Genomic DNA, 25,482 nt, shown 5'->3' with positions numbered 1-25,482 from the left:
ATGAACATTTTTGAACAATATGAAGTGTGGTTCGTGATTGGTAGCCAACATCTTTATGGCGCGGAAACGTTGCGCCAGGTAAACCAACACGCGGAGCAGGTGGTCAATGCGCTCAATAAAGAAGCCAAACTGCCGTGCAAACTGGTGCTTAAGCCGCTGGGAACTACGCCTGACGAAATTACTGCTATTTGCCGCGATGCCAGTTACAACGATAAATGCGCCGGTATGGTGGTGTGGCTGCACACCTTCTCGCCTGCCAAAATGTGGATCAACGGCCTGAGCATCCTGACCAAGCCGCTGCTGCAATTCCACACTCAATTCAATGCACAGATCCCATGGGGCAGCATTGATATGGACTTTATGAACCTGAACCAGACTGCCCACGGTGGCCGTGAGTTCGGTTTCATCGGCGCACGTATGCGCCAGCAACACACCGTCGTGACCGGTCACTGGCAAGATCCGCAAGCACATCAGCGCATTGGTTCCTGGATGCGCCAGGCGGTTTCAAAACAAGATACCCGTCAACTGAAAGTCGTTCGTTTCGGCGACAACATGCGTGAAGTCGCCGTGACTGACGGCGATAAAGTGGCCGCGCAGATGAAGTTTGGTTTTGCGGTCAACACTTACGCCGTGGGCGATTTAGTTCAGGTTGTAAACGCGGTGAGCGACGGGGATGTGAACGCGTTAGTCGACGAATACGAAAGCAGTTATCGTCTGAGTGCAGCAGCCCAGATCAACGGTGATAAACGCCAGAATGTGCTGGATGCCGCGCGCATTGAGCTGGGGATGAAACAGTTCCTGGTGCAAGGCGGATTTAGTGCCTTTACCACCACATTTGAAGACCTGCACGGCCTGAAACAACTTCCGGGTCTGGCAGTGCAACGCCTGATGCAGCAAGGCTACGGCTTTGCGGGCGAAGGCGACTGGAAAACTGCCGCTTTGCTTCGCATCATGAAGGTGATGTCAACCGGTCTGCAAGGCGGCACCTCATTCATGGAGGACTACACCTATCACTTCGAGAACGGCAACGATATGGTGCTCGGTTCCCACATGCTGGAAGTTTGCCCATCTATCGCCACGCCTGAAAAACCGATTCTGGATGTGCAGCATTTAGGGATCGGTGGCAAGGACGATCCTGCACGCTTGATCTTCTCAACCCAAACTGGCCCGGCGCTGAATGCGAGCCTTATCGATCTGGGCGATCGTTTCCGCCTGCTGGTGAACTGTGTTGATACCGTCGAAGCACCGCATCAATTGCCGAAACTGCCTGTGGCGAATGCACTGTGGAAAGCGCAGCCGGATCTGCCTACCGCATCCGAAGCGTGGATTCTGGCAGGCGGCGCACACCACACCGTGTTCAGCCAGTCTCTGACGCTCGACGATATGCGCCTGTTCAGCGAACTGCACGGTATCGAACTGGCGGTTATTGATAACGACACCCGCCTGCCTGCGTTTAAAGACTCTCTGCGCTGGAACGAGGTTTATTACAGCTATAAACGTTAGTCAGGAGAACGGTGGATGGCGCGTGCGCCTTCCACCCTACAACTTCAAGTAGGTCGGATAAGCGCACGCGCCATCCGACACTCATTTGACCAGGACTTAATATGTTAGAAGATCTCAAACGTCAGGTACTCGAAGCCAATCTCGCGCTGCCGAAACATAATCTGGTCACCCTGACCTGGGGGAACGTCAGCGCGGTTGATCGGGAACGTGGTGTGTTAATTATCAAACCGTCCGGTGTCGATTACAGCATTATGACCGCTGAAGATATGGTGGTTGTAAGCCTGGAAACGGGCGAAGTGGTGGAAGGCAACAAAAAACCTTCATCAGACACCCCCACTCACCGCTTGCTGTATCTGCAATTTCCGCATATCGGCGGCATTGTCCACACCCATTCACGTCACGCGACTATCTGGGCACAGGCTGGAAAATCCATCCCGGCCACCGGAACAACTCACGCGGATTATTTCTACGGCACCATACCTTGCACGCGCAAAATGACCGATGATGAGATCAACGGTGACTACGAATGGCAAACCGGCGAAGTTATCGTGAAAACTTTTGCTGAACGTGGAATCGACGCCGCGCAAATGCCCGGCGTGCTGGTGCATTCCCATGGCCCGTTTGCTTGGGGTAAAGATCCCGTTGATGCAGTTCATAACGCCATCGTGCTGGAAGAAGTGGCATATATGGGGATATTCTGCCGACAACTTTCGCCAGAATTACCGGATATGCAACAAACGCTGCTGGATAAACATTATTTGCGTAAGCATGGCGCGAAGGCTTATTACGGGCAGTAAACACTGTACATAAAAGCAGTAAACCTGCATGAAGTGGTCTATAATCAGACCACTTTTCTTTTATGAGAATGCAGCGTGTCACAAGCTCGTCAGGGTTTCTTACTCACGCGTCACTGGCGAGATACCCCACTCGGTACTGAAGTTGAATTTTGGCTGGCAACAGACGATGGCCCGGTGAAGGTGCGTCTGCCGCGCCAGGAATCCGTCGCGTTTATCCCGCAATCACAACAAGCCGAAGCGACACGCCTGCTCGCTAACGAAAGTCACTATCGCCTCACTCCGTTACCGCTTAAAGATTTCCATCGCCAGCCCGTCTGCGGTTTGTACTGCCGTCAGCATCGGCAGTTAATGCGTATCGAAAAGCTATTGCGTGATGGTGGCGTTAAGGTTTACGAAGCCGATATTCGCCCACCCGAGCGTTTTTTGATGGAGCGCTTTATTACCGCCCCCGTCTGGTTTAGTGGCGAACAAAAAAATAATCTGGTGGTTGAAACGAAGCTGAAACCCGCGCCGGATTATCGTCCGCCGTTGAAATGGGTGTCGCTGGATATTGAAACCACTCGCCATGGCGAACTGTATTGTATCGGTCTCGAAGGCTGCGGGCAGCGCATCGTTTATATGCTTGGCCCGGAAAATGGGGACGCGAGTGGTCTGGATTTCACACTGGAATATGTCGCCAGCCGTCCGATAATGCTCGAAAAGCTGAATGCCTGGTTTGCTGAACATGACCCAGATGTTTTGATTGGCTGGAATGTGGTGCAGTTCGATTTGCGGGTGCTGCAAAAAATGGCCGAACGTTACCAGGTCCCGCTGCGTCTTGGGCGTGAAAACAGCATTCTGGAGTGGCGCGAGCACGGCTTCAAAAAAGGGGTGTTCTTCGCGCAAGCCGCCGGACGAGTGATTATCGATGGCATCGAAGCATTGCGCTCTGCCTTCTGGAATTTCTCCTCTTTTTCCCTTGAGTCGGTTTCTCAGGAATTGCTTGGCGAAGGTAAATCTATCGATAATCCCTGGCAACGCATGGACGAAATTGACCGCCGTTTTGCCGAAGATAAGCCCGCACTGGCGAAATATAATCTCAAAGACTGCGAACTGGTCACGCGGATTTTCCACAAAACCGAGCTAATGCCGTTCTTGCTGGAGCGCGCCACGGTGAACGGTTTGCCGCTGGATAAACATGGCGGTTCCGTTGCAGCATTTGGCCACCTTTATATACCTCGCATGCACCGCGCCGGTTACGTTGCGCCCAATCTCGGCGAGGTACCGCCTCAGGCAAGCCCTGGCGGATATGTGATGGACTCACGCCCTGGGCTTTATGACTCGGTGTTAGTGCTCGATTACAAAAGCCTTTACCCGTCGATCATCCGCACGTTTCTCATCGATCCGGTTGGGCTGGTGGAAGGGATGGCGCAACCCGCCCCTGAACATTCCGTCGAGGGTTTTCTTGGTGCGCATTTCTCCAGGACCACACATTGCCTGCCAGAGATTGTCGGGCAAATCTGGTCGGGTCGCGATGAAGCAAAACGACACGGCAATAAGCCTCTGTCGCAGGCGTTGAAGATCATTATGAATGCGTTTTACGGGGTGTTGGGCACCAGTGCCTGCCGTTTCTTCGATCCTCGCCTTGCCTCGTCGATCACCATGCGCGGGCATCAGATCATGCTGCAAACTAAAGCGTTGATCGAATCTCAGGGTTATGACGTGATTTACGGGGACACGGATTCCACCTTCGTGTGGCTCAAAAAAGCCCATTCCGAGGAAGATGCTGCTCGCATCGGCCAGCAGTTGATGAACCATGTGAATGCGTGGTGGAAAGCGCATCTGCAAGAAACTCAGCAACTCGACAGCAAACTTGAGCTGGAGTTTGAGTCGCACTTTTGCCGCTTCCTGATGCCGACCATTCGCGGCACGGTTGAAGGTTCCAAAAAGCGCTACGCCGGAATGATTCAGGAAAACGGCAAGCAGCGCATGGTGTTTAAAGGGTTGGAAACCGTGCGCACGGACTGGACGCCGCTGGCACAGGAGTTCCAGAAAACACTTTATTTACGGGTTTTCCGTAACGAGCCGTATCAGGATTACATCCGCGAAACCATCGCAAGCTTGATGGCGGGTGAGCTGGACGAGCAGCTGATTTATCGGAAACGACTGCGTCGTCCGCTCAGTGAATACCAGAAAAACGTGCCGCCGCATGTGCGTGCTGCACGTCTGGCTGATGAGCATAATCAAAGACTTGGCCGTGCTGCGCAGTATCAGAACCGGGGAACTATCAAGTATGTGATTACGACGAATGGCCCTGAGCCGGTGGATTACCAGGAATCCCCCCTGGACTACGATCACTACCTGACACGCCAGCTCCAACCGGTCGCCGAAGGAATTTTACCTTTCCTTGAGGATGACTTTGCTACACTAATGACAGGGCAATTAGGTCTATTTTGACGGTGACGAATCAATCGGCTTCCAGTACCATAGCGCCCTCCTGAATCATCCTTAAATCTACTTTTGAACTACCGCCCCCCTTTGCGCGCGGTCGTTTTACTATTGCCTGCAAATCTTAGTAACTGATAATAGAGCCGAAATCTTATGCCTTTTACACTTGGTCAACGTTGGATCAGCGATACCGAAAGCGAACTGGGACTGGGAACCGTGGTCGCTTTAGACACACGAATGGTAACCCTGCTCTACCCTGCCACCGGTGAAAATCGTCTGTATTCCAGAAGTGACTCGCCTATCACGCGCGTGATGTTTAACCCGGGTGATACCGTCACCAGTCATGAAGGCTGGCAACTCAAAGTTGATGAAGTTAAAGAAGAAAACGGTTTACTTGCCTACATTGGCACCCGTCTGGATACAGAAGAAGCTGGCACGATGCTGCGCGAAGTGTTCCTCGACAGCAAACTGGTGTTCAGCAAGCCGCAAGACCGACTTTTTGCCGGGCAAATCGACCGCATGGATCGTTTTGCCTTGCGTTATCGCTCTCGTGTTTACCAAAGCGAGCAGTATCGCCAACCGTGGAGTGGCCTGCGCGGCATGCGCACCAGCCTGATCCCACACCAGTTGAACATCGCTCACGATGTGGGTCGTCGCCATGCACCACGCGTGTTGCTGGCGGACGAAGTCGGTTTAGGTAAAACCATTGAAGCCGGGATGATTTTGCACCAGCAGTTGCTGGCTGGCAGCGCTGAACGCGTATTGATCGTCGTTCCGGAAACTCTGCAACATCAGTGGCTGGTTGAAATGCTGCGCCGCTTTAACCTGCGTTTCTCGCTGTTTGATGACGAGCGTTACGCCGAAGCCCAGCACGACAGTGATAACCCATTCGAAACAGAACAACTGGTTATCTGTTCTCTGGATTTCGTGCGTCGCAGCAAGCAACGTCTTGAACACCTGTGCGAAGCCGAATGGGATTTACTGGTTGTCGATGAAGCGCACCATTTAGTGTGGAGCGAGAATGCGCCAAGCCGTGAATATCAGGCGATTGAGCAACTTGCCGAGCATGTTCCGGGCATCCTGCTGCTTACCGCAACGCCTGAGCAGTTAGGTATGGAAAGCCACTTCGCGCGCCTGCGTTTGCTTGACCCGAGCCGTTTCCACGATTTTGAGCAGTTTGTTGAAGAGCAGCAACACTACCGCCCGGTAGCGGATGCCGTTGCATTATTGCTGGCAGGCAACCACCTGACCAACGATCAGCTTAATATGCTGAGTGAGTTGATTGGCGAGCAGGATATCGAGCCTCTGCTGCAAACCGCGAACAGTAACCGTGAAGGCAGCGATGCTGCGCGTCAGGAACTGATTTCCATGCTGATGGACCGCCACGGGACCAGTCGCGTGTTGTTCCGTAACACCCGTAATGGCGTCAAAGGTTTCCCGAAACGCGAACTGCATACCATCCGTTTGCCGCTGCCAATGCAGTATCAAACCGCGATTAAAGTGTCCGGCATTATGGCGGCACGTAAATCCGTGGAAGAACGCGCCTGCGATATGCTTTATCCAGAGCAGATTTATCAGGAATTTGAAGGCGATACTGGTACCTGGTGGAACTTCGACCCGCGTGTTGAATGGCTAATGGGCCACCTGACCAGCCACCGCTCGCAAAAGGTGCTGGTGATTTGTGCCAAAGCCACCACCGCCTTGCAGCTTGAGCAAGTGCTGCGTGAACGCGAAGGTATTCGTGCAGCCGTGTTCCATGAAGGTATGTCGATTATCGAGCGTGACCGTGCCGCGGCCTGGTTTGCCGAAGAAGATACCGGCGCACAAGTATTGCTGTGCTCGGAGATTGGTTCCGAAGGCCGTAACTTCCAGTTTGCAAGCAACCTGGTCATGTTCGATCTGCCATTTAACCCGGACTTGCTGGAGCAACGTATTGGCCGTCTGGACCGTATCGGTCAGGCGCACGATATTCAGATTCACGTTCCTTATCTGGAAAAAACCGCGCAATCGGTACTGGTGAAGTGGTTCCATGAAGGGCTGGATGCGTTCGAGCACACGTGCCCAACCGGTCGTGCGATTTACGATAACGTTTATCCGCAACTGATTGAGTTCCTGGCCGCACCGGAAAATACCGACGGTTTCGATGCGCTTATCAAGCTGTGCCGCGAACAGCACGATGCGTTGAAGCTGCAACTTGAGCAGGGCCGTGACCGCCTGCTGGAAATCCACTCCAACGGCGGTGAAAAATCGCAGGCGCTGGCGCAGGCCATTTCTGAGCAGGATAACGACACTAATCTGGTCAGCTTCGCCCTGAACTTGTTCGACATTGTCGGCATTAATCAGGACGATCGCGGCGACAACATGGTGGTGCTGACGCCTGGCGATCACATGCTGGTGCCGGATTTCCCTGGCCTGCCGGAAGACGGTTGCACGATTACGTTTGAACGTGAAGTGGCGTTGTCTCGTGAAGATGCGCAGTTTGTCACCTGGGAACACCCAATCATTCGCAACGGTCTGGATTTGATTCTGTCCGGCGATACCGGCAGCTGTGCGCTCTCTTTGTTGAAAAACAAAGCGCTGCCAGTAGGAACGTTATTGCTGGAGCTTATTTATGTCGTCGAAGCAAAAGCGCCGAAGCAATTGCAGCTTAACCGCTTCCTGCCGCCAACGCCTGTGCGCATGCTGGTGGACAAAAACGGCACCAACCTTGCCGCTCAGGTGGAATTCGAAAGCTTTAACCGCCAGCTCAGCACCGTGAATCGCCATACCGGCAGCAAATTGGTGAACGCAGTTCAGCAAGATGTTCACGCGATTTTGCAATTGGCAGAAGAGAAAGTGGAAGCGGCAGCGCAAGTGTTGATCAAAGCGGCGCGCGAAGAAGCAGATGAGAAGCTGAGTTCTGAACTTTCCCGTCTGGAAGCGCTGAAAGCGGTTAACCCGAACATTCGTGATGACGAACTCGAAGCCATCGAAAGCAACCGTCTACAAGTGCTGGAAAGCCTCGCCCAGGCCAACTGGCGTCTGGATGCGTTGCGTTTGATCGTGGTGACACACCAATAATGTTAATGGAACCCTATAACCCACCCACTGATCCCTGGTTGATCGTTCTTTACCAGGACGAGCACATCATGGTCGTCAACAAGCCTTCGGGCTTGTTGTCTGTACCGGGCCGTCTGGATGAGCATAAAGACAGCGTGATGACGCGGATTCAGCGCGACTTCCCGCAGGCAGAATCAGTGCATCGTCTGGATATGGCTACCAGCGGTGTGATTGCTGTGGCGCTGACTAAAGCAGCAGAGCGCGAACTGAAACGCCAGTTCCGTGAACGTGAGCCGAAGAAACAGTATGTGGCGCGGGTGTGGGGTCATCCTCAGCCGGAAGAGGGGCTGGTCGATTTACCGCTGATTTGTGACTGGCCAAACAGGCCTAAACAGAAAGTGTGTTATGAAACCGGCAAGGCAGCACAGACGGAATATCAGGTGCTGGAGTATGCGGCGGATAACACTGCGCGTGTCCTGCTAAAACCGATTACCGGGCGTTCGCATCAGTTGCGCGTGCATATGCTGGCAATGGGACATCCGATTCTGGGCGATCGTTTTTACGCGTCACCTGAGGCGTTAGCGATGGCGCCGCGTTTGCAGCTCCATGCGGAAATGCTGACTATCACTCACCCAGAATATGGAACACCCATGACGTTCCGTGCTCCGGCTGATTTCTAAAAAAAAGCCTCTCAGTTGAGAGGCTTTTTTATTACTTAAATCCTTTCGCCGTCTTAATCAGATCGTACGCTTTCTGGATTTCCTGCGCTTTCTGCTTGGCCATTTCCATCATTTCTGGCGGAAGACCTTTTGCCACAAGTTTGTCCGGGTGATGCTCGCTCATCAACTTACGATACGCGCGTTTAATGATTGTGGCATCGTCGCTACTTTTGACGCCCAGCACATTGCAGGCATCTTCAAGCGTTGGCCCACGTTGCTGCTGGAAACCGCCTTGCGACTGGTTGTAACCGCCGCCGAACTGCTGCCCACCTTCCATCATGCGTAAGAACTGATCGAACTGTATGCGTGAAATGCCGAGTTCTTCGGCAATGACGTACAACACTTCTCGTTCGTTAGGATGCAAAGATCCATCAGCAAACGCCGCCTGAATTTGAATTTCAAGAAACATCCGAATCAGGTCAAAACGCCCAAAGCAGACGCTGCGAAGCTGGCGCATTTTTTCACGCAACGGATAACCATTTTCTTTGCCGACGCGGAAAGCATGCTGTGCGGCACTTCGCGCATCACCATGTAACTGCATACGATCCATTAATAGCGAAGCTATCTGGATATCGGCTTCCGTTACGCGCCCTTTTGACTTGGTCAAATGGCCCATGACTTCAAATGTGGTGCTAAAAAACAGTGACTGGCGCTGTTGTTGGTTAGAAAACCAGGATTGACGACGGCTACGCACCTTATCGATGGCGTGACCAATCAGTAACCCAAACACCACACCCCAGAAGCCACCGCCCATAATTAGTGCTATTGCGACACCGAGTACTTTTCCCCAATACTGCATATACTCCCCAAATCGTCATGCCGTCGGCTAGAATTTGCTTTATCATACCCGTCATTGATAGCGGTGCCTAACGGCAGACTGCTAAACGGACAGGATTAACACTAGCGCTGTGGTGATGAGTAAGTTAGTCTCTGACCGTTTGCCGACGCTAAGCCATTGATGATGGAACAACGAATAACACGTATGAAAAAACGTATTCCCACCTTGCTGGCCACCTTGATTGGCGCAGCGCTATATAGTCAACAAGGTATGGCTGCCGATCTTGCGTCGCAGTGTATGCTTGGTGTGCCAAGTTACAATCGCCCATTAATTCAAGGCGACACCAACAACCTGCCTGTCACTATAAATGCCGATCACGCAAAAGGAAATTATCCTGACGATGCGGTGTTCAGTGGCAATGTAGATATTCAACAAGGCAACAGCCGCCTGCAATCTGACGAAGTTCTCCTGCATCAGAAACAGGTTGAAGGTCAGCCCGATCCTATTCGTACCGTCGATGCCGTTGGCAACGTCCATTACGACGATAATCAGGTCATTCTGAAAGGGCCAAAAGCCTGGTCGAATCTGAACACCAAAGATACTAACGTCTGGGACGGTGACTACCAAATGGTAGACCGCCAGGGTCGTGGTACCGCAGATTTGATGAAACAGCGCGGCAATAATCGCTATACCATTCTGGAAAATGGCACATTTACTTCCTGCTTACCGGGTTCTAATACCTGGAGCGTTGTGGGAAGTGAAGTTATTCAGGATAGAGAAGAAGAACTCGCTGAAATCTGGAATGCTCGTTTTAAAATCGGGCCAGTTCCTGTTTTCTACAGCCCCTATTTGCAATTACCGATTGGCGATAAACGTCGTTCCGGTTTCCTTATTCCCAATGCGAAATACAGTTCCAATAGCGGTCTTGAGTTCACGCTGCCGTATTACTGGAACATCGCGCCAAACTTTGATGCCACCATCACTCCGCATTACATGGAAGAGCGTGGCATGCAGTGGCAGAACGAATTCCGTTACCTGACCCAGGCGGGCGCGGGTATCATGGAATTCGATTACCTGTTATCGGATGACGAATACAAAGACGACGTGGCTAAAAACCCAGAAGGGGATGAGCGACGCTGGTTGTTCTACTGGAACCACAGTGGCGTAATGGATCAGGTGTGGCGTTTCAATATCGACTACACCAAAGTCAGCGATCCAAGCTACTTCAACGACTTTGATTCGAAATACGGTTCCAGTACCGACGGCTACGCCACGCAAAAATTCAGCGTCGGCTACGCGAATGAAAACTTCGACGCCACGCTGTCGACTAAACAGTTCCAGATCTTTGAGTCTCAGCAAAACAATAATTCATACAGCGCGCAACCGCAGCTGGATATGAATTACTATCAAAATGATGTTGGGCCGTTTGATACCCGCATTTATGGCCAGGCAGTTCATTTCACCAACGTGAGTGATAATCAGCCAGAAGCCACCCGTCTTCATATTGAGCCGGTCATTAGCCTGCCACTGTCTAACGGCTGGGCAAGTCTGAATACCGAAGCCAAATTGATGGCGACGCATTATCAGCAAGATAATCTCGAAAAATATGAGAAAAACGTCAACCCTAACAGCAAGCTGGAATCGTCGGTTAACCGTGTTCTGCCGCAATTCAAAATGGACGGAAAGCTGATTTTCGACCGTGCAATGGATTCGGCTGCGGGTTGGGAACAAACGCTTGAGCCGCGCGTGCAATATCTTTATGTGCCGTATCGTGACCAGAGCAACATCAATAACTACGACTCCTCACTGTTGCAGTCTGATTACAGCGGTTTGTTCCGCGACAAAACTTACGGTGGTCTTGACCGTATTGCTTCAGCAAATCAGGTCACTACCGGTGTAACCTCCCGTATTTATGATGATGCCGCAGTTGAACGTTTTAACGTTTCTGTGGGTCAAATCTACTACTTCACTCAGTCTCGCACTGGCGATGACAATATTGAGTGGGAAAAAGACAAGAAAACGGGATCGATGGTCTGGGCTGGTGATACCTATTGGCGCATGACCGACCGTTGGGGTCTTCGCGGTGGGCTACAGTACGACACGCGTCTTGATAACGTCGCAACAGGTAATGGTGTTGTTGAATATCGCAAAGATAACGATCGTCTGCTGCAGTTGAACTACCGTTATGCCAGCCCGGAATACATTCAAGCTACGCTGCCAAGTTTTGCAACGGCGAGTCAGTACAAGGAAGGTATTTCACAAGTTGGGATGACGGCGAGCTGGCCTGTGGTTGACCGTTGGTCTGTCGTTGGTGCGTATTACTATGACACCAATGCGCAACAAACCGCTGACTCCATGCTGGCAGTGCAGTACAACTCTTGCTGTTATGCGATTCGTGTCGGTTACGAGCGTAAAATTAACGGCTGGGAAAACAACGAAAGCAAATACGATAACGTAATTGGCTTTAACATCGAGTTACGTGGCCTGAGTTCCAACTACGGCCTGGGCACTCAGCAGATGTTGCGTTCTAACATTCTGCCTTATCAGAGCTCGATGTAATTCACTTTGACTAGAAATCGCAGTCCGCTTTGCGGCTAAGTAAATGGAAAAAGTATGAAGAATTGGAGAACGCTGCTTCTCGGTTTCGTCCTCGCGGCGAATACCTCTTTCGCGGCCCCGCAAGTGGTCGATAAAGTTGCAGCCGTAGTGAACAACGGTGTGGTGCTGGAAAGTGACGTTGACGGCATGATGCAGTCAGTGAAACAAGGTGCTCAACAAGCCGGCCAACAACTTCCTGACGATGCCACTCTGCGTCATCAAATTTTGGAACGTCTGATCATGGATCAAATCATGTTGCAGATGGGTCAGAAAATGGGCGTTAAAGTGACCGATGAGCAGGTGGATAAAGCCATTACTGATATCGCGGCACAGAACAAAATGAGTATGGACCAGATGCGCAGTCGTTTGGCGTATGACGGTGTTAATTACAACAGCTACCGTGCTCAAATCCGCAAAGAAATGACCATTTCGGAAGTGCGTAATAACGAAGTTCGTCGCCGCGTCTCGATTCTGCCGCAAGAAGTTGATGCTCTGGCACAACAGGTGGGCAGCCAAAACGACAGCAGCACCGAGCTGAATTTAAGCCACATCCTGATTCCATTGCCGGAAAACCCGACTTCTACTCAGGTAGATGATGCGGAAAAACAAGCGCGTGATATCGCTTCACAAGCGCAAAGCGGTGCCGATTTCGGCAAGCTGGCAATCACCTATTCTGCTGACCAACAGGCGCTGAAAGGCGGCCAAATGGGCTGGGGACGTATTCAGGAGTTGCCGTCTATTTTCGCTCAGGCTTTAAGCACGGCGAAAAAAGGTGATGTCATCGGTCCGATTCGTTCAGGCGTGGGTTTCCACATCCTGAAAGTTAACGATTTGCGTGGCCAGAGCCAGAGCATTTCTGTGACTGAAGTTCATGCTCGCCATATCTTGCTGAAATCCTCACCTATCATGAGTGACGATCAAGCTCGTGCGAAACTGAATCAGATTGCGGCTGATATTAAGAGCGGCAAAACCACCTTCGCAGCGGCAGCAAAATCCTTCTCTGAAGATCCAGGCTCTGCTAACCAGGGTGGGGATTTGGGCTGGGCGGCTACCGATATCTACGATCCGGCGTTCCGTGATGCACTGTCAAAAATGCATAAAGGCGAGTTGAGCGCACCGGTTCACTCTTCATTTGGCTGGCATTTGATTGAACTCATGGATACTCGCAACGTTGATAAGACCGATGCTGCGCAGAAAGATCGTGCATATCGTATGCTGTTCAACCGTAAGTTCTCTGAAGAAGCGCAAACCTGGATGCAGGAACAACGTGCTTCTGCCTACGTGAAAGTTATCGGTAGCAATGGCTAATACCCATCGCGTGGTCATCACTCCCGGCGAACCCGCCGGGATTGGCCCCGACCTGGTCATCGCGCTGGCAAGCCGCGACTGGCCCGTAGAAATGGTTGTCGCAGCTTCGCCTGAACTCCTCCAGGAACGTGCTGCCCTACTCGGCCTTCCTCTCAACATCAAAACTTACCAACCAGGCACTCCAGCAAGCCCGCAAGTGGCTGGCACGCTCACCGTTCTTCCCATCGAATTACGCGCTCCTGTCGTCCCTGGACAATTGGATGTCAGAAACAGTGCCTATGTCGTAGAGATGCTGGCGCGTGCTTGTGATGGCTGTATTAACGGCGAATTTGCCGCACTGATCACCGGGCCGGTACATAAAGGCATTATTAACGATGCCGGGATCTCGTTTATCGGTCACACCGAATTTTTTGAAGAGCGATCGCACAGCGAAAAAGTCGTGATGATGCTGGCGACCGAAGAACTTCGCGTTGCACTGGTGACGACACATCTGCCGCTTAAAGCGATTTCTGATGCATTAACGCCAGATTTATTACGCCAGATAATCACCATCCTGTATCATGACCTGCAAACCAAGTTTGGTATCGCCGAGCCGCACGTGTTGGTTTGTGGCCTTAACCCCCATGCCGGGGAAGGCGGTCACATGGGTACGGAAGAAATTGATACCATCATTCCAGTACTGAATGAAATGCGCGCTAAAGGGATGAAACTCTCTGGCCCGCTTCCGGCAGATACGCTATTCCAGCCTAAATATCTCGATAATGCCGACGCAGTACTGGCGATGTACCACGATCAAGGTTTGCCGGTTCTCAAATACCAGGGCTTTGGTCGCGCGGTGAATATCACGCTAGGCTTACCTTTTATCCGCACTTCGGTTGACCATGGAACCGCGCTAGAACTAGCCGGTCAGGGGAAAGCCGAGGTCGGCAGTTTTATTACGGCGCTTAATCTCGCCATCAAAATGATTGTTAATACTCAATGAATACTCGTGTCCACCAGGGCCATTTAGCCCGTAAACGTTTTGGACAAAACTTCCTTAATGACCAGTTCGTTATCGACAGTATTGTCTCTGCTATTAATCCACTCAAAGGCCAGGCGATGGTTGAAATCGGCCCCGGCCTCGGCGCATTAACCGAGCCTGTGGGTGAACGCCTGGATGAAATGACCGTCATCGAACTGGACCGCGACCTTGCAGCACGCCTGCAAACGCATCCGTTCCTGGCTCCGAAGCTGACTATTTATCAGCAAGATGCCATGACCATGGATTTTGGAGAGCTGTCGCAAAAAATCGGTCAGCCGTTGCGCGTATTTGGCAACCTGCCGTATAACATCTCCACGCCATTGATGTTCCATCTCTTTAGCTATACTGATGCCATTGCAGACATGCACTTTATGCTGCAAAAAGAGGTGGTAAACCGTTTAGTTGCTGGCCCGAACTGTAAAGCGTATGGTCGCTTATCAGTCATGGCGCAATATTATTGCAACGTGATCCCAGTGCTTGAAGTGCCGCCTACGGCCTTCACTCCTGCACCAAAGGTTGATTCAGCCGTTGTGCGCCTGGTTCCACATGCAGTAATACCAAACCCAGTGAAAGAGCTGCGCGTGTTAAGCCGCATCACCACTGAAGCATTTAATAAACGCCGCAAGACGATTCGTAATAGCCTTGGTCATCTATTCAGTCCTGAAGTGATGGCGGAGCTGGGAATCGATGCAACCCTGCGTGCTGAGAACATCTCAGTCGCACAGTATTGCCAACTGGCAAACTATTTGGCTGAGCACCCACAGCAGCAGCCGAAGGAGAGTTAACGATGTTGAATTCGCCCCGCGTATGCATTCAGGTACAAAGCGTTTATATCGAATCGCAGTCCTCACCTGAGAACGAACGTTTCGTCTTTGCTTATACCGTCACCATTCGTAACCTGGGGCGAACACCGGTTCAGTTGCTTGGCCGTTACTGGCTTATCACCAACGGCAACGGCCATGAAACTGAAGTTCAGGGCGAGGGCGTGATTGGCGTCCAGCCGCATATTGAACCGGGCAACGAATACAGCTACACAAGCGGTGCAGTGCTTGAAACACCGCTTGGCACCATGCAAGGCCATTACGAAATGGTCGACTCTCAGGGCGATGCCTTCCGTGTCGCTATTCCCGTATTCCGTCTGGCTATTCCAGCCTTCATTCATTGATACGATGTCTACATACCTGATTGGCGACGTTCACGGCTGTTACGATGAACTGGTAGCCCTGCTGCAACAGGTCGAGTTTACGCCTGGCAAAGATGTTTTATGGCTTACGGGCGATCTCGTCGCGCGTGGGCCAGGCTCGCTTGAAGTCCTGCGTTACGTGCGTGGACTGGGTGATAGCGTGCGAATTGTTCTCGGTAATCACGATCTCCATCTTCTGGCGGTTTATGCCGGTATCAGCCGTAATAAACCGAAAGATCGCGTTTCCCAATTGCTGGAAGCGCCAGATGCCGACGAACTGCTTAACTGGTTGCGCCGCCAGCCTCTGATTCAGGTTGATGAAGAGAAAAAGCTGGTGATGGCTCACGCCGGAATTACGCCGCAGTGGGATTTAAATACCGCCATGGCCTGTGCGCGTGATGTCGAAGCCGTACTATCCAGTGACAGCTATCCGCTTTTCCTCGACGCAATGTATGGCGATATGCCAAACAACTGGTCGCCGGAACTTTCAGGGTTAGCTCGTCTGCGTTTCATTACCAACTCGCTGACCCGCATGCGTTATTGCTTCCCGAATGGCCAGTTGGATATGTATTGCAAAGACACGCCAGAAAGCGCACCTGCACCACTGAAACCGTGGTTTGCCATCCCTGGTCCTGTCACCGCTGAGTATTCCGTTATTTTCGGACACTGGGCATCACTGGAAGGCAAAGGCACACCAGAGGGTATATACGGGCTTGATACCGGCTGCTGCTGGGGTGGTGAGCTAACATGCTTGCGCTGGGAAGATAAAACGACCTTCGTTCAGCCATCCAATCGCCAGAAAGATGTCGGTGATGGTGAAACGGCTATCGCTTCATAATAAAAAACCCGGTCATAAACCGGGTTTTTTCTATTCCAGCACGTCTTATCGACGCTCCAGAACCTCAAAACAGTAACCGTGAGAGTTATTCTCGTCTGCGTCATGGAACTCGCTGAACGTTGACTGCCACTCGTCCGGGTCGTAATCCGGGAAGTGCGTGTCGCCTTCCACTTCCGCGTCGATGTGCGTCAGATACAGGCGTTGTGCCTTAGGCAGGAACTGTTCGTACACACGCCCGCCGCCAATCACCATAATCTCTTCCGCATCGCCACAGGCTTTGATCGCATCTTCAACGGATGAAACCCACTCAACGCGATCGTCGGTTCCCGGTTTACTGCTAATCACGATGTTCTTGCGACCCGGCAGCGGACGACCGATAGATTCCCAGGTCAAACGCCCCATAACGACAGGTTTATTCAGCGTAGTACGTTTAAACCAGGCCAGATCGGCAGGAATATCCCAGGGCATGGCGTTTTCCATGCCAATTACACGATCTACCGCTAATGCAGCAATCAGACTGATCATTCTATTAACCCAAGGGTGGTGAAAAAATTGCCGCCACTATACGGAAAGCGCATTCTTTCGTCGACTGTCCGCATGCGTGTCCGCGAGATTATTTTCGTTCTGCGAGTGTAAACCCATTATGTATTGCTTTGTGGTACAGCAGGAACAATGAGTTAGCGTAAAAGCGCCAGAAGTCATCTAAACGCTGGCGTAAAAAATTATTCACTGCACTTCCGCGCCTACTATAAGTTTATGCAATAGCTGCGGTATAGTTCACGTTTCTTCGTCTGTACCGGATAAAACCATGTTAGAAACCACGCTGTTTGTCGCCACCATCGCCACGTTGGGGATGCTTTCTCCTGGGCCTGATTTCTTTCTGGTCATTAAGAACGCAGCTCGCTACCCGCGTATGGCGGCGATGATGACCTCGCTTGGCGTCATTAGCGGCGTTGCGACTCACATGGCTTATTGTGTTGCAGGGCTTGCGGTGCTGATCACCACCACACCATGGCTGTTCGGTTTATTGAAATATGCCGGTGCGGCTTATCTGATTTGGGTCGGCCTTAATGCTTTGTTGGCACGTGGCGGCAGTAAAATGGATGTCAGCCAGGTTGAACGCCAGCAAACCACGCTCAAGAAAGCCTTCTTACAAGGCTATCTGTGTAACCTGTTAAACCCGAAAGCCACACTCTTTTTCCTTTCCGTTTTCACTCAGGTTTTAAGCGTGAACTCAGGCACTATGGAAAAACTCTGGTACGCAGGTGTTATCCTGATGCTGTCCGTCGTCTGGTGGCCGCTATTAGTAGTGCTGATTCAAAGCGAGCCGGTGCGTCGCGGACTGGCCAAAGCGCAGAAGATCGTCGATAAATTGCTGGGTGGGATGTTGATAGCGCTTGGAATAAAAGTCGCCTTGAGTTGAGAAAGAATCGGTGGATGGCGCGCCAGCGCCATCCGACACAGTCTTTAGCTACTCGGGCTTCACCGGCGGTTCATCCGCGAGTTTCCCCGAATGAATTCCCTCTTCCGTTCCCTGCCAGCCGTGGCGTTGAATCACGTTCAGATGCGAACGATCTTCGTTGATCACCTCCGTCAGCATTGCGCTGGTGCGTTTAAGCACATCGGCACGTGCGGACCAGTCTGGCGCCGGAACCATCTCTTCGACCATTTGCATATTGAATCGGCGGAAATGATCGGCGCGTTCCCGGGCTTCGTAACTCCCCACCCCCAAACCTTCCAGTGCTCTGCGCCCCACTTTCAACGCCCCTTCAAACGTCTCACGTTCAGGTTGATCAACCCCAAGCTGGCGCAGACGAATAAAGTGGTCAAGGTCACGCGCTCGGGCAATGACTTTCAAATGCGGGAAATGCTCCTGCACCAGTTCGGCTAACTGCATATTGGCATCAGGGTCGTCGATGGCATTGATCAGCACTTCCGCTTTTGCAGCCCCCGCGGACTCCAGCAAATCCACGCGCGTCGCGTCACCATAAAACACTTTGGTGCCGAATTTACGCAGCGTTTCAATATGATCAGGGTCGTGATCAAGGACCACCATTTTCACCCCGCTGGTCAGCAACAAACGTCCGGCGATTTGCCCGAAACGCCCGAAACCGGCAATGATTACTCGTGGCTGCTCTTCGTCAATTTCGTCGGCTTCACGCGCCTGCTCTTTGCCAGATTTTTCAAGTCGATTAAGCAACACCAGCAACAGTGGCGTGGCCGCCATAGAGAGCGCAACCGCCAGCGTCAGTGATTTCGCCCAGCTGTCGTCCAGCACCTGCGCCATGCGCGCGGTGCCAAAAATCACAAAGGCGAATTCACTGCCCTGCCCGAGCAGAACGGCAAACCAACGCCGCTGTTTGCGTGGCACCTTGAGGGTTTTTGCCACAATCCATAGCGTGATGGTTTTAATCGCCAGGAAACCCAACAATAACGCGATAATTCGCAGCGGATTTTCCAGTAGCGTACCGAAGTCTATCGACATCCCCACGCCGATGAAAAAAAGCCCCAGCAGCAAACCCTTAAAGGGTTCGATATCGCTTTCCAGCGCGTGACGATATTCAGAACTCGCCAGTAAAACCCCCGCCAGAAACGCCCCCATCGCCATCGAAAGTCCCGCTTCCTCGAGCAACAAACCAAACCCAAACACCATAAACAACGCCATGGCGCTGAACACTTCACGCAGGCCAGACCGTGCAACAAATCGCAGCAGCGGGCGTGTCACATAGCGCCCAAGCAATACCACAATCGCCAAAGCCCCAACCACTTTCAGCGCCGAAATGGAGAACGCGGCAAAGGTGGTGGTCGCGCCACTCGTGGCAAGCAGGGGAATCATCGCCACTAATGGGATCGCCGCGATATCCTGGAATAACAGCACCGCAAACGCACTGCGACCCATTTGCGAAAGTGTCAGGTTGCGTTCGTTCATCGCCTGCATGGCAATCGCGGTGGAAGAGAGCGCCAGCGTCAGGCCGATTAACGCGGCAACTTGCCAGCGCAAGCCTAAGAACATGCAGAACAAACCAAGCAACAGTCCACACGCGAACATTTGCAGTGCGCCACCGCCAAACACCGATGCTCGTAGCGTCCATAAACGTCGCGGGTCAAGTTCGAGGCCAATGACGAACAGCATCAGCACCACGCCGATTTCCGCAAAATGCAAAATAGTCTCGGCATCTGTGACCAGGCGTAACCCCCATGGGCCAATAATGCAGCCGGCAATCAGGTAGCCCAGCACTGAACCCAAGCCAAGGCGCACCGCAATCGGTACGATTATCGCGGCAGAGCCGAGGTAAATCAGCGCCTGAATCATGCTGTGGCTATCCATGGTTTGCCTCCTGCCAGTCGAGCAAACGTTGTTTGTACATTTCAGCTTCTACCTCGAGGGTATTTTCGTCGCAGACAAACGTGAAATGGATGGTGAAATGGGGTAGCCAGTTCATGCCGCAATAGAGGGCTGTAGCTTGTAACGGTTGCCCGAGCACATCAAAACCGGGATGGTCGCCCAGATCAAAGTGATGATCGCCGCCGCCGGTCGTCACCGCCCACATCACTTGTTTACCCCGCAGCGCGGTTCCACCGTGACCATACGCCCAGCCGTGTGCCAGCACCTTGTCTATCCACAGTTTCATCAATGGCGGCATGCTGTACCACTGCATCGGATGCTGCCAGATGACCAGATCAGCGCGGTTTAAAGCCTGCTGTTCGGCGGCAATATCAATGTTGAAATCGGGATATAACTCGTAAAGAGAGCGCACTTCCACATCGGGTAAAAGCGAAGCCTGCTCTATCATTTTGCGGTTTGCATGGGAGTGATGCGGGTAAGGATGTGCATATATAATCAGGATCATGTCGTTCTCATGTACCGTTAACTCTGCGTGTAAGCATAAGTCATTGTATCTGAAAACGACACGTCCCCATTCTGGTTGAAGGTGTTGCGTAGATATAGCGAGTCTAATTAAGGCTCTAACATTTAGGCAGCAGCGGATAGTATCCTCATGTTATGCACGATGAGGCGTTTCATCACCGGCAACCACTTTAGTGTCGCTAATCGACAAGTCGCATTTTTTCGGCAAGAAGAAGGTCATCGTCCCGGCAATAAGCAGTGAACCCGCCAGCGCACACACCGCAACGTTTTGCCCATACAGGTAAATCATCACGCCAACCAGGTAAGGGCCGCAAAAGCCCCCCAGATTCCCCAGGCCGTTGATCACTCCGCGTGCGCTACCCGCCACTTCTGGAGCGGCAATCCGCCCCGGAATTGACCAGAAAGGACTGGTCGCCGACTTGAGAAAGAAACCGCACACCACCAGCGCAATATAGGCCGCCACGACATGATCACGCAGGAGCACCAAGGCCACTAACGCCGCGGCGAAGCTGTACAAAGAGAAACGAACCCACAAACGACGTTTACCGCTCTTATCAGTGAACAAGGAAATAACGTAAATGCCGGCAAGTGTCGCGATGAAGGGTAAAATCGCCAGCACTCCTACGTTTGCCATTGAAGCACCTGTCAGATTTTTGAGGATGGTCGGTAACCACAGGGTGTAGCCGTAATCCCCGGTCTGATAAAAGAAGTTGAGGACGACTAATTTCATCAGGCCTGAATTGCGAAAGACATCTTTTATTGGCGCATTACTGACAGGAGCTTCGGATTGTCGCGCCTGACGTTCGCGGCCTAGCGTTTCCAGCAAATATTCACGTTCGCGAGACGGTAACCAACGAGCCTCTTCAGGGCGATCGCTGATGAAAAACCACCAGACTGCCAGCACAACGAGGGAAAGCAGCCCTTCAATGATAAATAGCCAGCGCCAGTCGAGCGCGGTGATAATTGCGCCGGAGACAGGTGCCGTCAGTATCCCGCCCAATGGCGCAAACATCATCACAAACGCATTTGCCCGCCCTAACTCTTTCTCCGGGAACCAGTTGCTCACCATCGTTAGCACTACAGGCAGCATTCCACCTTCTGACACGCCGAGAATAAAGCGCAAGGCCAGTAATTGATATTCATGCGTAACAAAGCCGGTAGCCACAGAAACAATGGCCCAGGCGGCTAAAGACCAGGCAATAAAACGTTTACCACTTCCGTTAACGGCAATTTTCCCACCGGGAATTTGTAGAAATAAATAACCAATAAAAAATATACCGCTGGCAACCCCTGCCATCTGGCTGGTAATACCTAAATCAGCTTCCATCCCACCGGGTAGAGCAAAGCTAATATTGACTCTATCCATAAAAGAAATAATACAGGCAATCAAAATAGGCGCAATAATACGCAGCCAGCGTGTACCGGGTATTTTATCGTTCATATACGGTTCTCACTCAGACAGAGGATTTATTTTAAGGGCACAGAGGTTTTTATTTTATTAATTAACAGCGTTTCATTTATTTACTCAATGGCATTCGGTAAGGATGCACCATCAAAATAAGCCGCAACATTATCGAAAACTACCTCGCTCATTTTCTGGCGAGTCTCATGCGTTGCGCTGGCAACGTGCGGCTGCAGGATAACATTCTCGAGTGCGATTAATTCTGCCGGTACGTGTGGTTCTTCTTCGTAAACATCTAAACCCGCCCCCGCTATAACATGGTTTTGTAACGCACGGATAAGTGCCTTTTCATCCACCAACGAACCACGAGCAACATTAATTAGCCACGCATGCCTCGGCATCACATTCAGTACCGTCGCGTCAATCATGCCACGGTTAGCCGCCCCACCCGATGCGGCAATAACAAGAAAGTCACTCTCATGTGCCAGAGTGTAAATATCAGCACACCACTGGTAATCCAGGTTTTCAATGCGTTTACGGTCAGTGTAAAGCACCTGCATATCGAAGCCGCTTGCGCGCCGGGCAATTGCCTGGCCAATGTTCCCCATACCGACAATACCGATACGTTTACCACTCACCTGCGTCGCCAGAGACGGGGCTGTTGTGAGCCAACGGCCTTCACGTACAAACTTGTCTCCATGGCAGAGCTGACGTGCACCAGCCAGCAATAAGCCCATCGCCAGGTCAGCCACATCATTGGTTAAGACACCGGAAGTAATCGTGACGGCAATCTTACGAGAGCGGGTATATTCAAGATCAACCGCGTCAGTGCCAACGCCAAAAATCGCCACCAGCCCGACATTGGGCAACTGTTCCAGCACCGTGTTTTTCACACCAACATCGCCGCGAGTGACCACCGCATGAATATTTACCCCCCTCTCACGCAAGAACGCAGCTTCGTCCTGTTGCTCATAAAGGCGGTAAACAGAATAAGCTGAAGAAAGTTTATCAAGCAGGCCTTCAACAACCGGAGCAATTAACAACACAGCACGAGGATTTTCAGAATTCATAGTGTTATCCGTTTGAAAGTTTCAGTACGTCAGTGATGTCATATCAAACGGTTTTTTCAGGGGGGTTATTGCGATCCGCGTCACGCTCAATCGTGTTAACAATAGCTGTTACAGACTCCGTGATCGCTAAGGCACTTCTTAAGGCGGGGATGCGAAACAATCTTTGCGTTAATAACATAGTAGTAACAATCATTTCGCATGGCAGCAGGCTAGATGGTTTCTCCCATCGACAATCTATAATGCAAATCCACTTTTTCTATTGTGGGTATTCCTTTGATTTTCTTTATCAAAATCTCGGTTGCCACTTTCCCCATTTCGAAGCGAGGCGTCAGAACGCTGGCTAATCGAGGCGTGATAATCTGCCCAATCTCCAGGCCATGGAAACCGGCGATAGCCATTTCCTGAGGGACTTTGATACCCGAAGCGAGGCACTCCTGTAACACCCCAACGGCGAGGTCATCGTTGGTGCACAAAATGCCATCCATTTCTTTATACATCTGGCGCGCCAACGTCATCATTCCGGTACCGATAGAAACCGAGGACACTTTGTTTGGTGAAATACGTCCAACAGATAATTCCGCCGCCTCCATTGCTTTGCAGTAACCCGCATACCGCTGCTCATCACGAATATCGGACATCGAGCCAAAATAGACGATATGTTTTTTACCGCTGGCCAACAGCATATTGGTCATGTCGAAACCCGCACGATAGTTATCAAAACCGACGTTAATGCGTTCCGGGTTGTCGGTTAAGCCCATGACTTCAGCAATCGGGATCTTGGCGGCTTTTAGATATTTCTCGGCGCGCAAGGTATGGACAGATTCGGTGAGCAGTAGACCTTTAACGTTAAAAGCCAGCACTGTTGCAATCTGCTCTTCTTCACGCAAGCTATCGTAATCGTAGTTAACTACCAGCGTCTGGTAGCCATGGGAAGTCGTCACGGACTCAATACCGGCCAGCACATCAGCAAAGATTTGATTATGAAAAGAAGGAACGAGGACACCAATACGCGGAGCAATATTCCCGCTCACCACGGGGTTATCGGGATCGGGTTCATAACCCACTTCCGCAATAACGCTGGCAATACGCTCGGCGGTTTCAGATTTCACCTTTTCCGGCGTCCGTAGATAACGGCTGACTGTCATTTTCGTTACACCCGCCAGTGCGGCGATATCATGTAACGTGATGCGTTGTACTTTCATTAATGATGCCTGTCATAACAGCCATTCCATCCAGTCATTATGCCTGTTGAGCGTCGAAAAGAGAAACTAACGCCATCGCACCAGAATATGAATTCCAGCCTTTAAAGCAGCTAATTCATGCCCTGTATCACGCTTAAAGTAACCTCTTTTCGTAACATGATTTGAAGTGATCTTCATCACAGTTTTAACGCCGTAAAAAACGTGAGATAGAAAGCACCAAGACTCGCTGAATTATTTTCCCGCGACGGCAAATTAATGACGCAGTAAAAATTAGACTTCACCATTCTGGTGGCAAGCGGTCATACAGGAAATCATCATGAACGATCTCTTTAGCTTAAAAGGCAAGCGTATTTTAATTACCGGCTCAGGTCAGGGAATTGGCTATATCATGGCACAGGGTCTTGCCCAATATGGTGCAGAGATCATTATCAATGATATTTCATCCGAACGAGCCGAACAGGCTGCAATGAAATTACGTGATGAAGGTGTTATTTCTCATACTGCCGTATTTAACGTTACCGATCCTCATTCAGTTGAACAGGCTATTGCACAAATAGAAAATGATATCGGCCAGATTGATGTCTTATTTAATAATGCGGGCATTCAGCGCCGCCATCCTTTTACTGAATTCCCGGTAGAAGAATGGAATGAGGTTATTGCCGTCAACCAGACCGCAGTATTTTTAGTTTCTCAGGCGGTAGCGAAAAGAATGATGACTCGCAAAGAAGGCAAAATCGTCAATATTTGCTCAATGCAAAGTGAGTTGGGTCGCGACACCATCACTCCCTATGCTGCGGCTAAAGGTGCGGTAAAAATGCTGACACGTGGAATGTGCGTTGAGCTGGCGCGCTACAACATTCAGGTCAACGGCATTGCTCCGGGCTATTTCAAAACGGCCATGACGCAGACATTGGTCGATGATAAGGCGTTCACCGATTGGTTATGTAAACGCACACCAGCAGCACGCTGGGGCAATCCGCAAGAGTTAGTAGGTGCGGCAGTATTTCTCTCATCTAAAGCCTCTGACTTTGTGAACGGACATCTGCTGTTTGTCGACGGCGGGATGCTGGTCGCCGTGTGAATACCGCGACACGACGAGCCCGATATTATCTCAGTCGATATTACTCCGACGGTCGATTTAATTGTTTCTCGTAACCTCGCGTGACTTGCCAGCCCCCATCCGGAAAATATTTAAGGATAAAAAATGATTATTGATACCTTGTCGGACGGCGCTAAAAACCCACTTTACCCCGCTATAATCCGCAACACTTTGCAGGCCATACTGGATAAAAAACCGCATAGCCTGCCAGCGGGCAAATATCCCCTACAGGGCGATAGTGTCTTTTTCTCGGTCGTCGAAGGGGAAACGCGCCCATTAGAAAACCAGAAACCTGAATTTCATCGCCAGTACATTGATATCCATATTGTCCTGGTTGGCGAGGAGGTGATTGGTGCAGGAGTGAAAGGGTTGGCGCTGGATATGACTGAGCCGTTTAATGAAAAGCAGGACATCGGTTTTTGCCAGCAGATTGGCAGTGAAACGCTGATTCACCTGCACCCCGGTGAACTTGCGGTGATCTTTCCCTATGAATTACATCGCCCAATGTGCACGCTTAGCCAGCCTACGGCGCTGCGCAAAATTATTGTGAAAATCGACCACGCGTTGCTCGCCTGATAATAAATAGCTTCATCATGAAAAAGCCCCGCGCTTAGGCTGACGGGGCTTTTT

The 25,482-nt window shown here is 51.3% G+C and carries 21 protein-coding genes; 14 read left to right on the top strand and 7 right to left on the bottom strand.

Translation table 11 applies throughout. The annotated features are described in order from the left end of the window. From araA to rluA, 5 genes are all read left to right on the top strand, one after another. Entirely contained in the window at nt 1-1,503 is a 1,503-nt protein-coding gene (gene araA, locus DY231_RS03630; RefSeq protein WP_115627315.1) for an L-arabinose isomerase, read from the top strand. Nucleotides 1,504-1,604: 101 nt separating this feature from the next. Continuing rightward, nucleotides 1,605-2,300, top strand: coding sequence for an L-ribulose-5-phosphate 4-epimerase (gene araD / locus DY231_RS03625; RefSeq protein WP_115627314.1), 696 nt, complete (start codon nt 1,605-1,607; stop codon nt 2,298-2,300). A gap of 75 nt (nt 2,301-2,375) precedes the next feature. Then, a complete protein-coding gene (gene polB, locus DY231_RS03620; RefSeq protein WP_115627313.1) occupies nt 2,376-4,736 on the top strand; it encodes a DNA polymerase II in 2,361 nt (786 codons plus the stop codon). A 144-nt stretch (nt 4,737-4,880) separates the two neighbouring features. Next, nucleotides 4,881-7,787 (top strand): RNA polymerase-associated protein RapA, encoded by a 2,907-nt coding sequence (gene rapA / locus DY231_RS03615; protein ID WP_115627312.1) that lies wholly within the window; start codon nt 4,881-4,883, stop codon nt 7,785-7,787. Further along, nucleotides 7,787-8,446, top strand: coding sequence for a bifunctional tRNA pseudouridine(32) synthase/23S rRNA pseudouridine(746) synthase RluA (rluA, locus tag DY231_RS03610; RefSeq protein ID WP_115627311.1), 660 nt, complete (start codon nt 7,787-7,789; stop codon nt 8,444-8,446). The genes rapA and rluA overlap by 1 nt, the downstream gene beginning before the upstream one ends. Before the next feature lie 31 nt (nt 8,447-8,477). Here the strand turns inward: rluA and djlA are convergent, their stop codons facing one another. After that, nucleotides 8,478-9,284, bottom strand: coding sequence for a co-chaperone DjlA (gene djlA / locus DY231_RS03605; protein WP_034498441.1), 807 nt, complete (start codon nt 9,282-9,284; stop codon nt 8,478-8,480). Between the two features lie 183 nt (nt 9,285-9,467). On the opposite strand from djlA, the gene lptD reads away from it, so the two are divergent. From lptD to apaH, 6 genes are read left to right on the top strand one after another with little or no spacing between them, the layout of a single operon-like run. After that, entirely contained in the window at nt 9,468-11,822 is a 2,355-nt protein-coding gene (gene lptD / locus DY231_RS03600) for an LPS assembly protein LptD (RefSeq protein WP_115627310.1), read from the top strand. 54 nt (nt 11,823-11,876) lie between these two features. Beyond that, nucleotides 11,877-13,169, top strand: a complete 1,293-nt coding sequence (gene surA / locus DY231_RS03595) for a peptidylprolyl isomerase SurA (protein ID WP_115627309.1) — start codon at nt 11,877-11,879, stop codon at nt 13,167-13,169. Next, the gene (gene pdxA / locus DY231_RS03590) at nt 13,162-14,151 is read left to right on the top strand and encodes a 4-hydroxythreonine-4-phosphate dehydrogenase PdxA (protein ID WP_115627308.1); all 990 of its coding nucleotides are present in this window, start codon (nt 13,162-13,164) and stop codon (nt 14,149-14,151) included. Before surA ends, pdxA begins: the two co-directional genes overlap by 8 nt. Next, complete coding sequence (gene rsmA / locus DY231_RS03585; RefSeq protein ID WP_034498450.1) at nt 14,148-14,975, top strand: 16S rRNA (adenine(1518)-N(6)/adenine(1519)-N(6))-dimethyltransferase RsmA; 828 nt, start codon at nt 14,148-14,150, stop codon at nt 14,973-14,975. Before pdxA ends, rsmA begins: the two co-directional genes overlap by 4 nt. Before the next feature lie 2 nt (nt 14,976-14,977). Continuing rightward, entirely contained in the window at nt 14,978-15,355 is a 378-nt protein-coding gene (gene apaG / locus DY231_RS03580) for a Co2+/Mg2+ efflux facilitator ApaG/CorD (RefSeq protein ID WP_034498452.1), read from the top strand. Between the two features lie 4 nt (nt 15,356-15,359). Continuing rightward, complete coding sequence (gene apaH / locus DY231_RS03575) at nt 15,360-16,211, top strand: bis(5'-nucleosyl)-tetraphosphatase (symmetrical) ApaH (protein WP_115627307.1); 852 nt, start codon at nt 15,360-15,362, stop codon at nt 16,209-16,211. 45 nt (nt 16,212-16,256) lie between these two features. Here apaH and folA read toward each other — a convergent pair whose 3' ends face one another. Then, a complete protein-coding gene (gene folA / locus DY231_RS03570) occupies nt 16,257-16,736 on the bottom strand; it encodes a type 3 dihydrofolate reductase (protein WP_034498456.1) in 480 nt (159 codons plus the stop codon). 283 nt (nt 16,737-17,019) lie between these two features. On the opposite strand from folA, the gene DY231_RS03565 reads away from it, so the two are divergent. Further along, nucleotides 17,020-17,634, top strand: coding sequence for a LysE family transporter (locus DY231_RS03565; RefSeq protein WP_034498458.1), 615 nt, complete (start codon nt 17,020-17,022; stop codon nt 17,632-17,634). 48 nt (nt 17,635-17,682) lie between these two features. Here the strand turns inward: DY231_RS03565 and kefC are convergent, their stop codons facing one another. The 5 genes from kefC to DY231_RS03540 form a co-directional block, all read right to left on the bottom strand. Next, nucleotides 17,683-19,539, bottom strand: a complete 1,857-nt coding sequence (kefC, locus tag DY231_RS03560) for a glutathione-regulated potassium-efflux system protein KefC (RefSeq protein ID WP_115627306.1) — start codon at nt 19,537-19,539, stop codon at nt 17,683-17,685. Continuing rightward, nucleotides 19,532-20,062, bottom strand: a complete 531-nt coding sequence (gene kefF, locus DY231_RS03555; RefSeq protein ID WP_115627305.1) for a glutathione-regulated potassium-efflux system oxidoreductase KefF — start codon at nt 20,060-20,062, stop codon at nt 19,532-19,534. The genes kefC and kefF overlap by 8 nt, the downstream gene beginning before the upstream one ends. Before the next feature lie 150 nt (nt 20,063-20,212). Beyond that, on the bottom strand, nt 20,213-21,520 hold the full coding sequence (locus DY231_RS03550) for an MFS transporter (protein WP_115627304.1): 1,308 nt from the start codon (nt 21,518-21,520) through the stop codon (nt 20,213-20,215). An 80-nt stretch (nt 21,521-21,600) separates the two neighbouring features. After that, on the bottom strand, nt 21,601-22,551 hold the full coding sequence (locus DY231_RS03545) for a 2-hydroxyacid dehydrogenase (protein ID WP_115627303.1): 951 nt from the start codon (nt 22,549-22,551) through the stop codon (nt 21,601-21,603). Between the two features lie 209 nt (nt 22,552-22,760). Next, nucleotides 22,761-23,753, bottom strand: a complete 993-nt coding sequence (locus DY231_RS03540) for a LacI family DNA-binding transcriptional regulator (protein WP_115627302.1) — start codon at nt 23,751-23,753, stop codon at nt 22,761-22,763. A 316-nt stretch (nt 23,754-24,069) separates the two neighbouring features. Between DY231_RS03540 and idnO the strand changes: the two genes are divergently transcribed. Next, nucleotides 24,070-24,834, top strand: coding sequence for a gluconate 5-dehydrogenase (idnO, locus tag DY231_RS03535; RefSeq protein ID WP_115627301.1), 765 nt, complete (start codon nt 24,070-24,072; stop codon nt 24,832-24,834). A 123-nt stretch (nt 24,835-24,957) separates the two neighbouring features. Further along, nucleotides 24,958-25,428: a NanQ anomerase/TabA/YiaL family protein gene (locus DY231_RS03530; RefSeq protein ID WP_115627300.1), complete on the top strand. Its 471-nt coding sequence runs from the start codon at nt 24,958-24,960 to the stop codon at nt 25,426-25,428. Nucleotides 25,429-25,482: the final 54 nt, after the last annotated feature.

Source organism: Buttiauxella agrestis, assembly GCF_900446255.1.
Taxonomy (GTDB): domain Bacteria; phylum Pseudomonadota; class Gammaproteobacteria; order Enterobacterales; family Enterobacteriaceae; genus Buttiauxella; species Buttiauxella agrestis.
The sequence above is the reverse complement of the archived record's forward strand: the minus strand, read 5'-3'. Positions and strand labels throughout refer to the sequence as shown.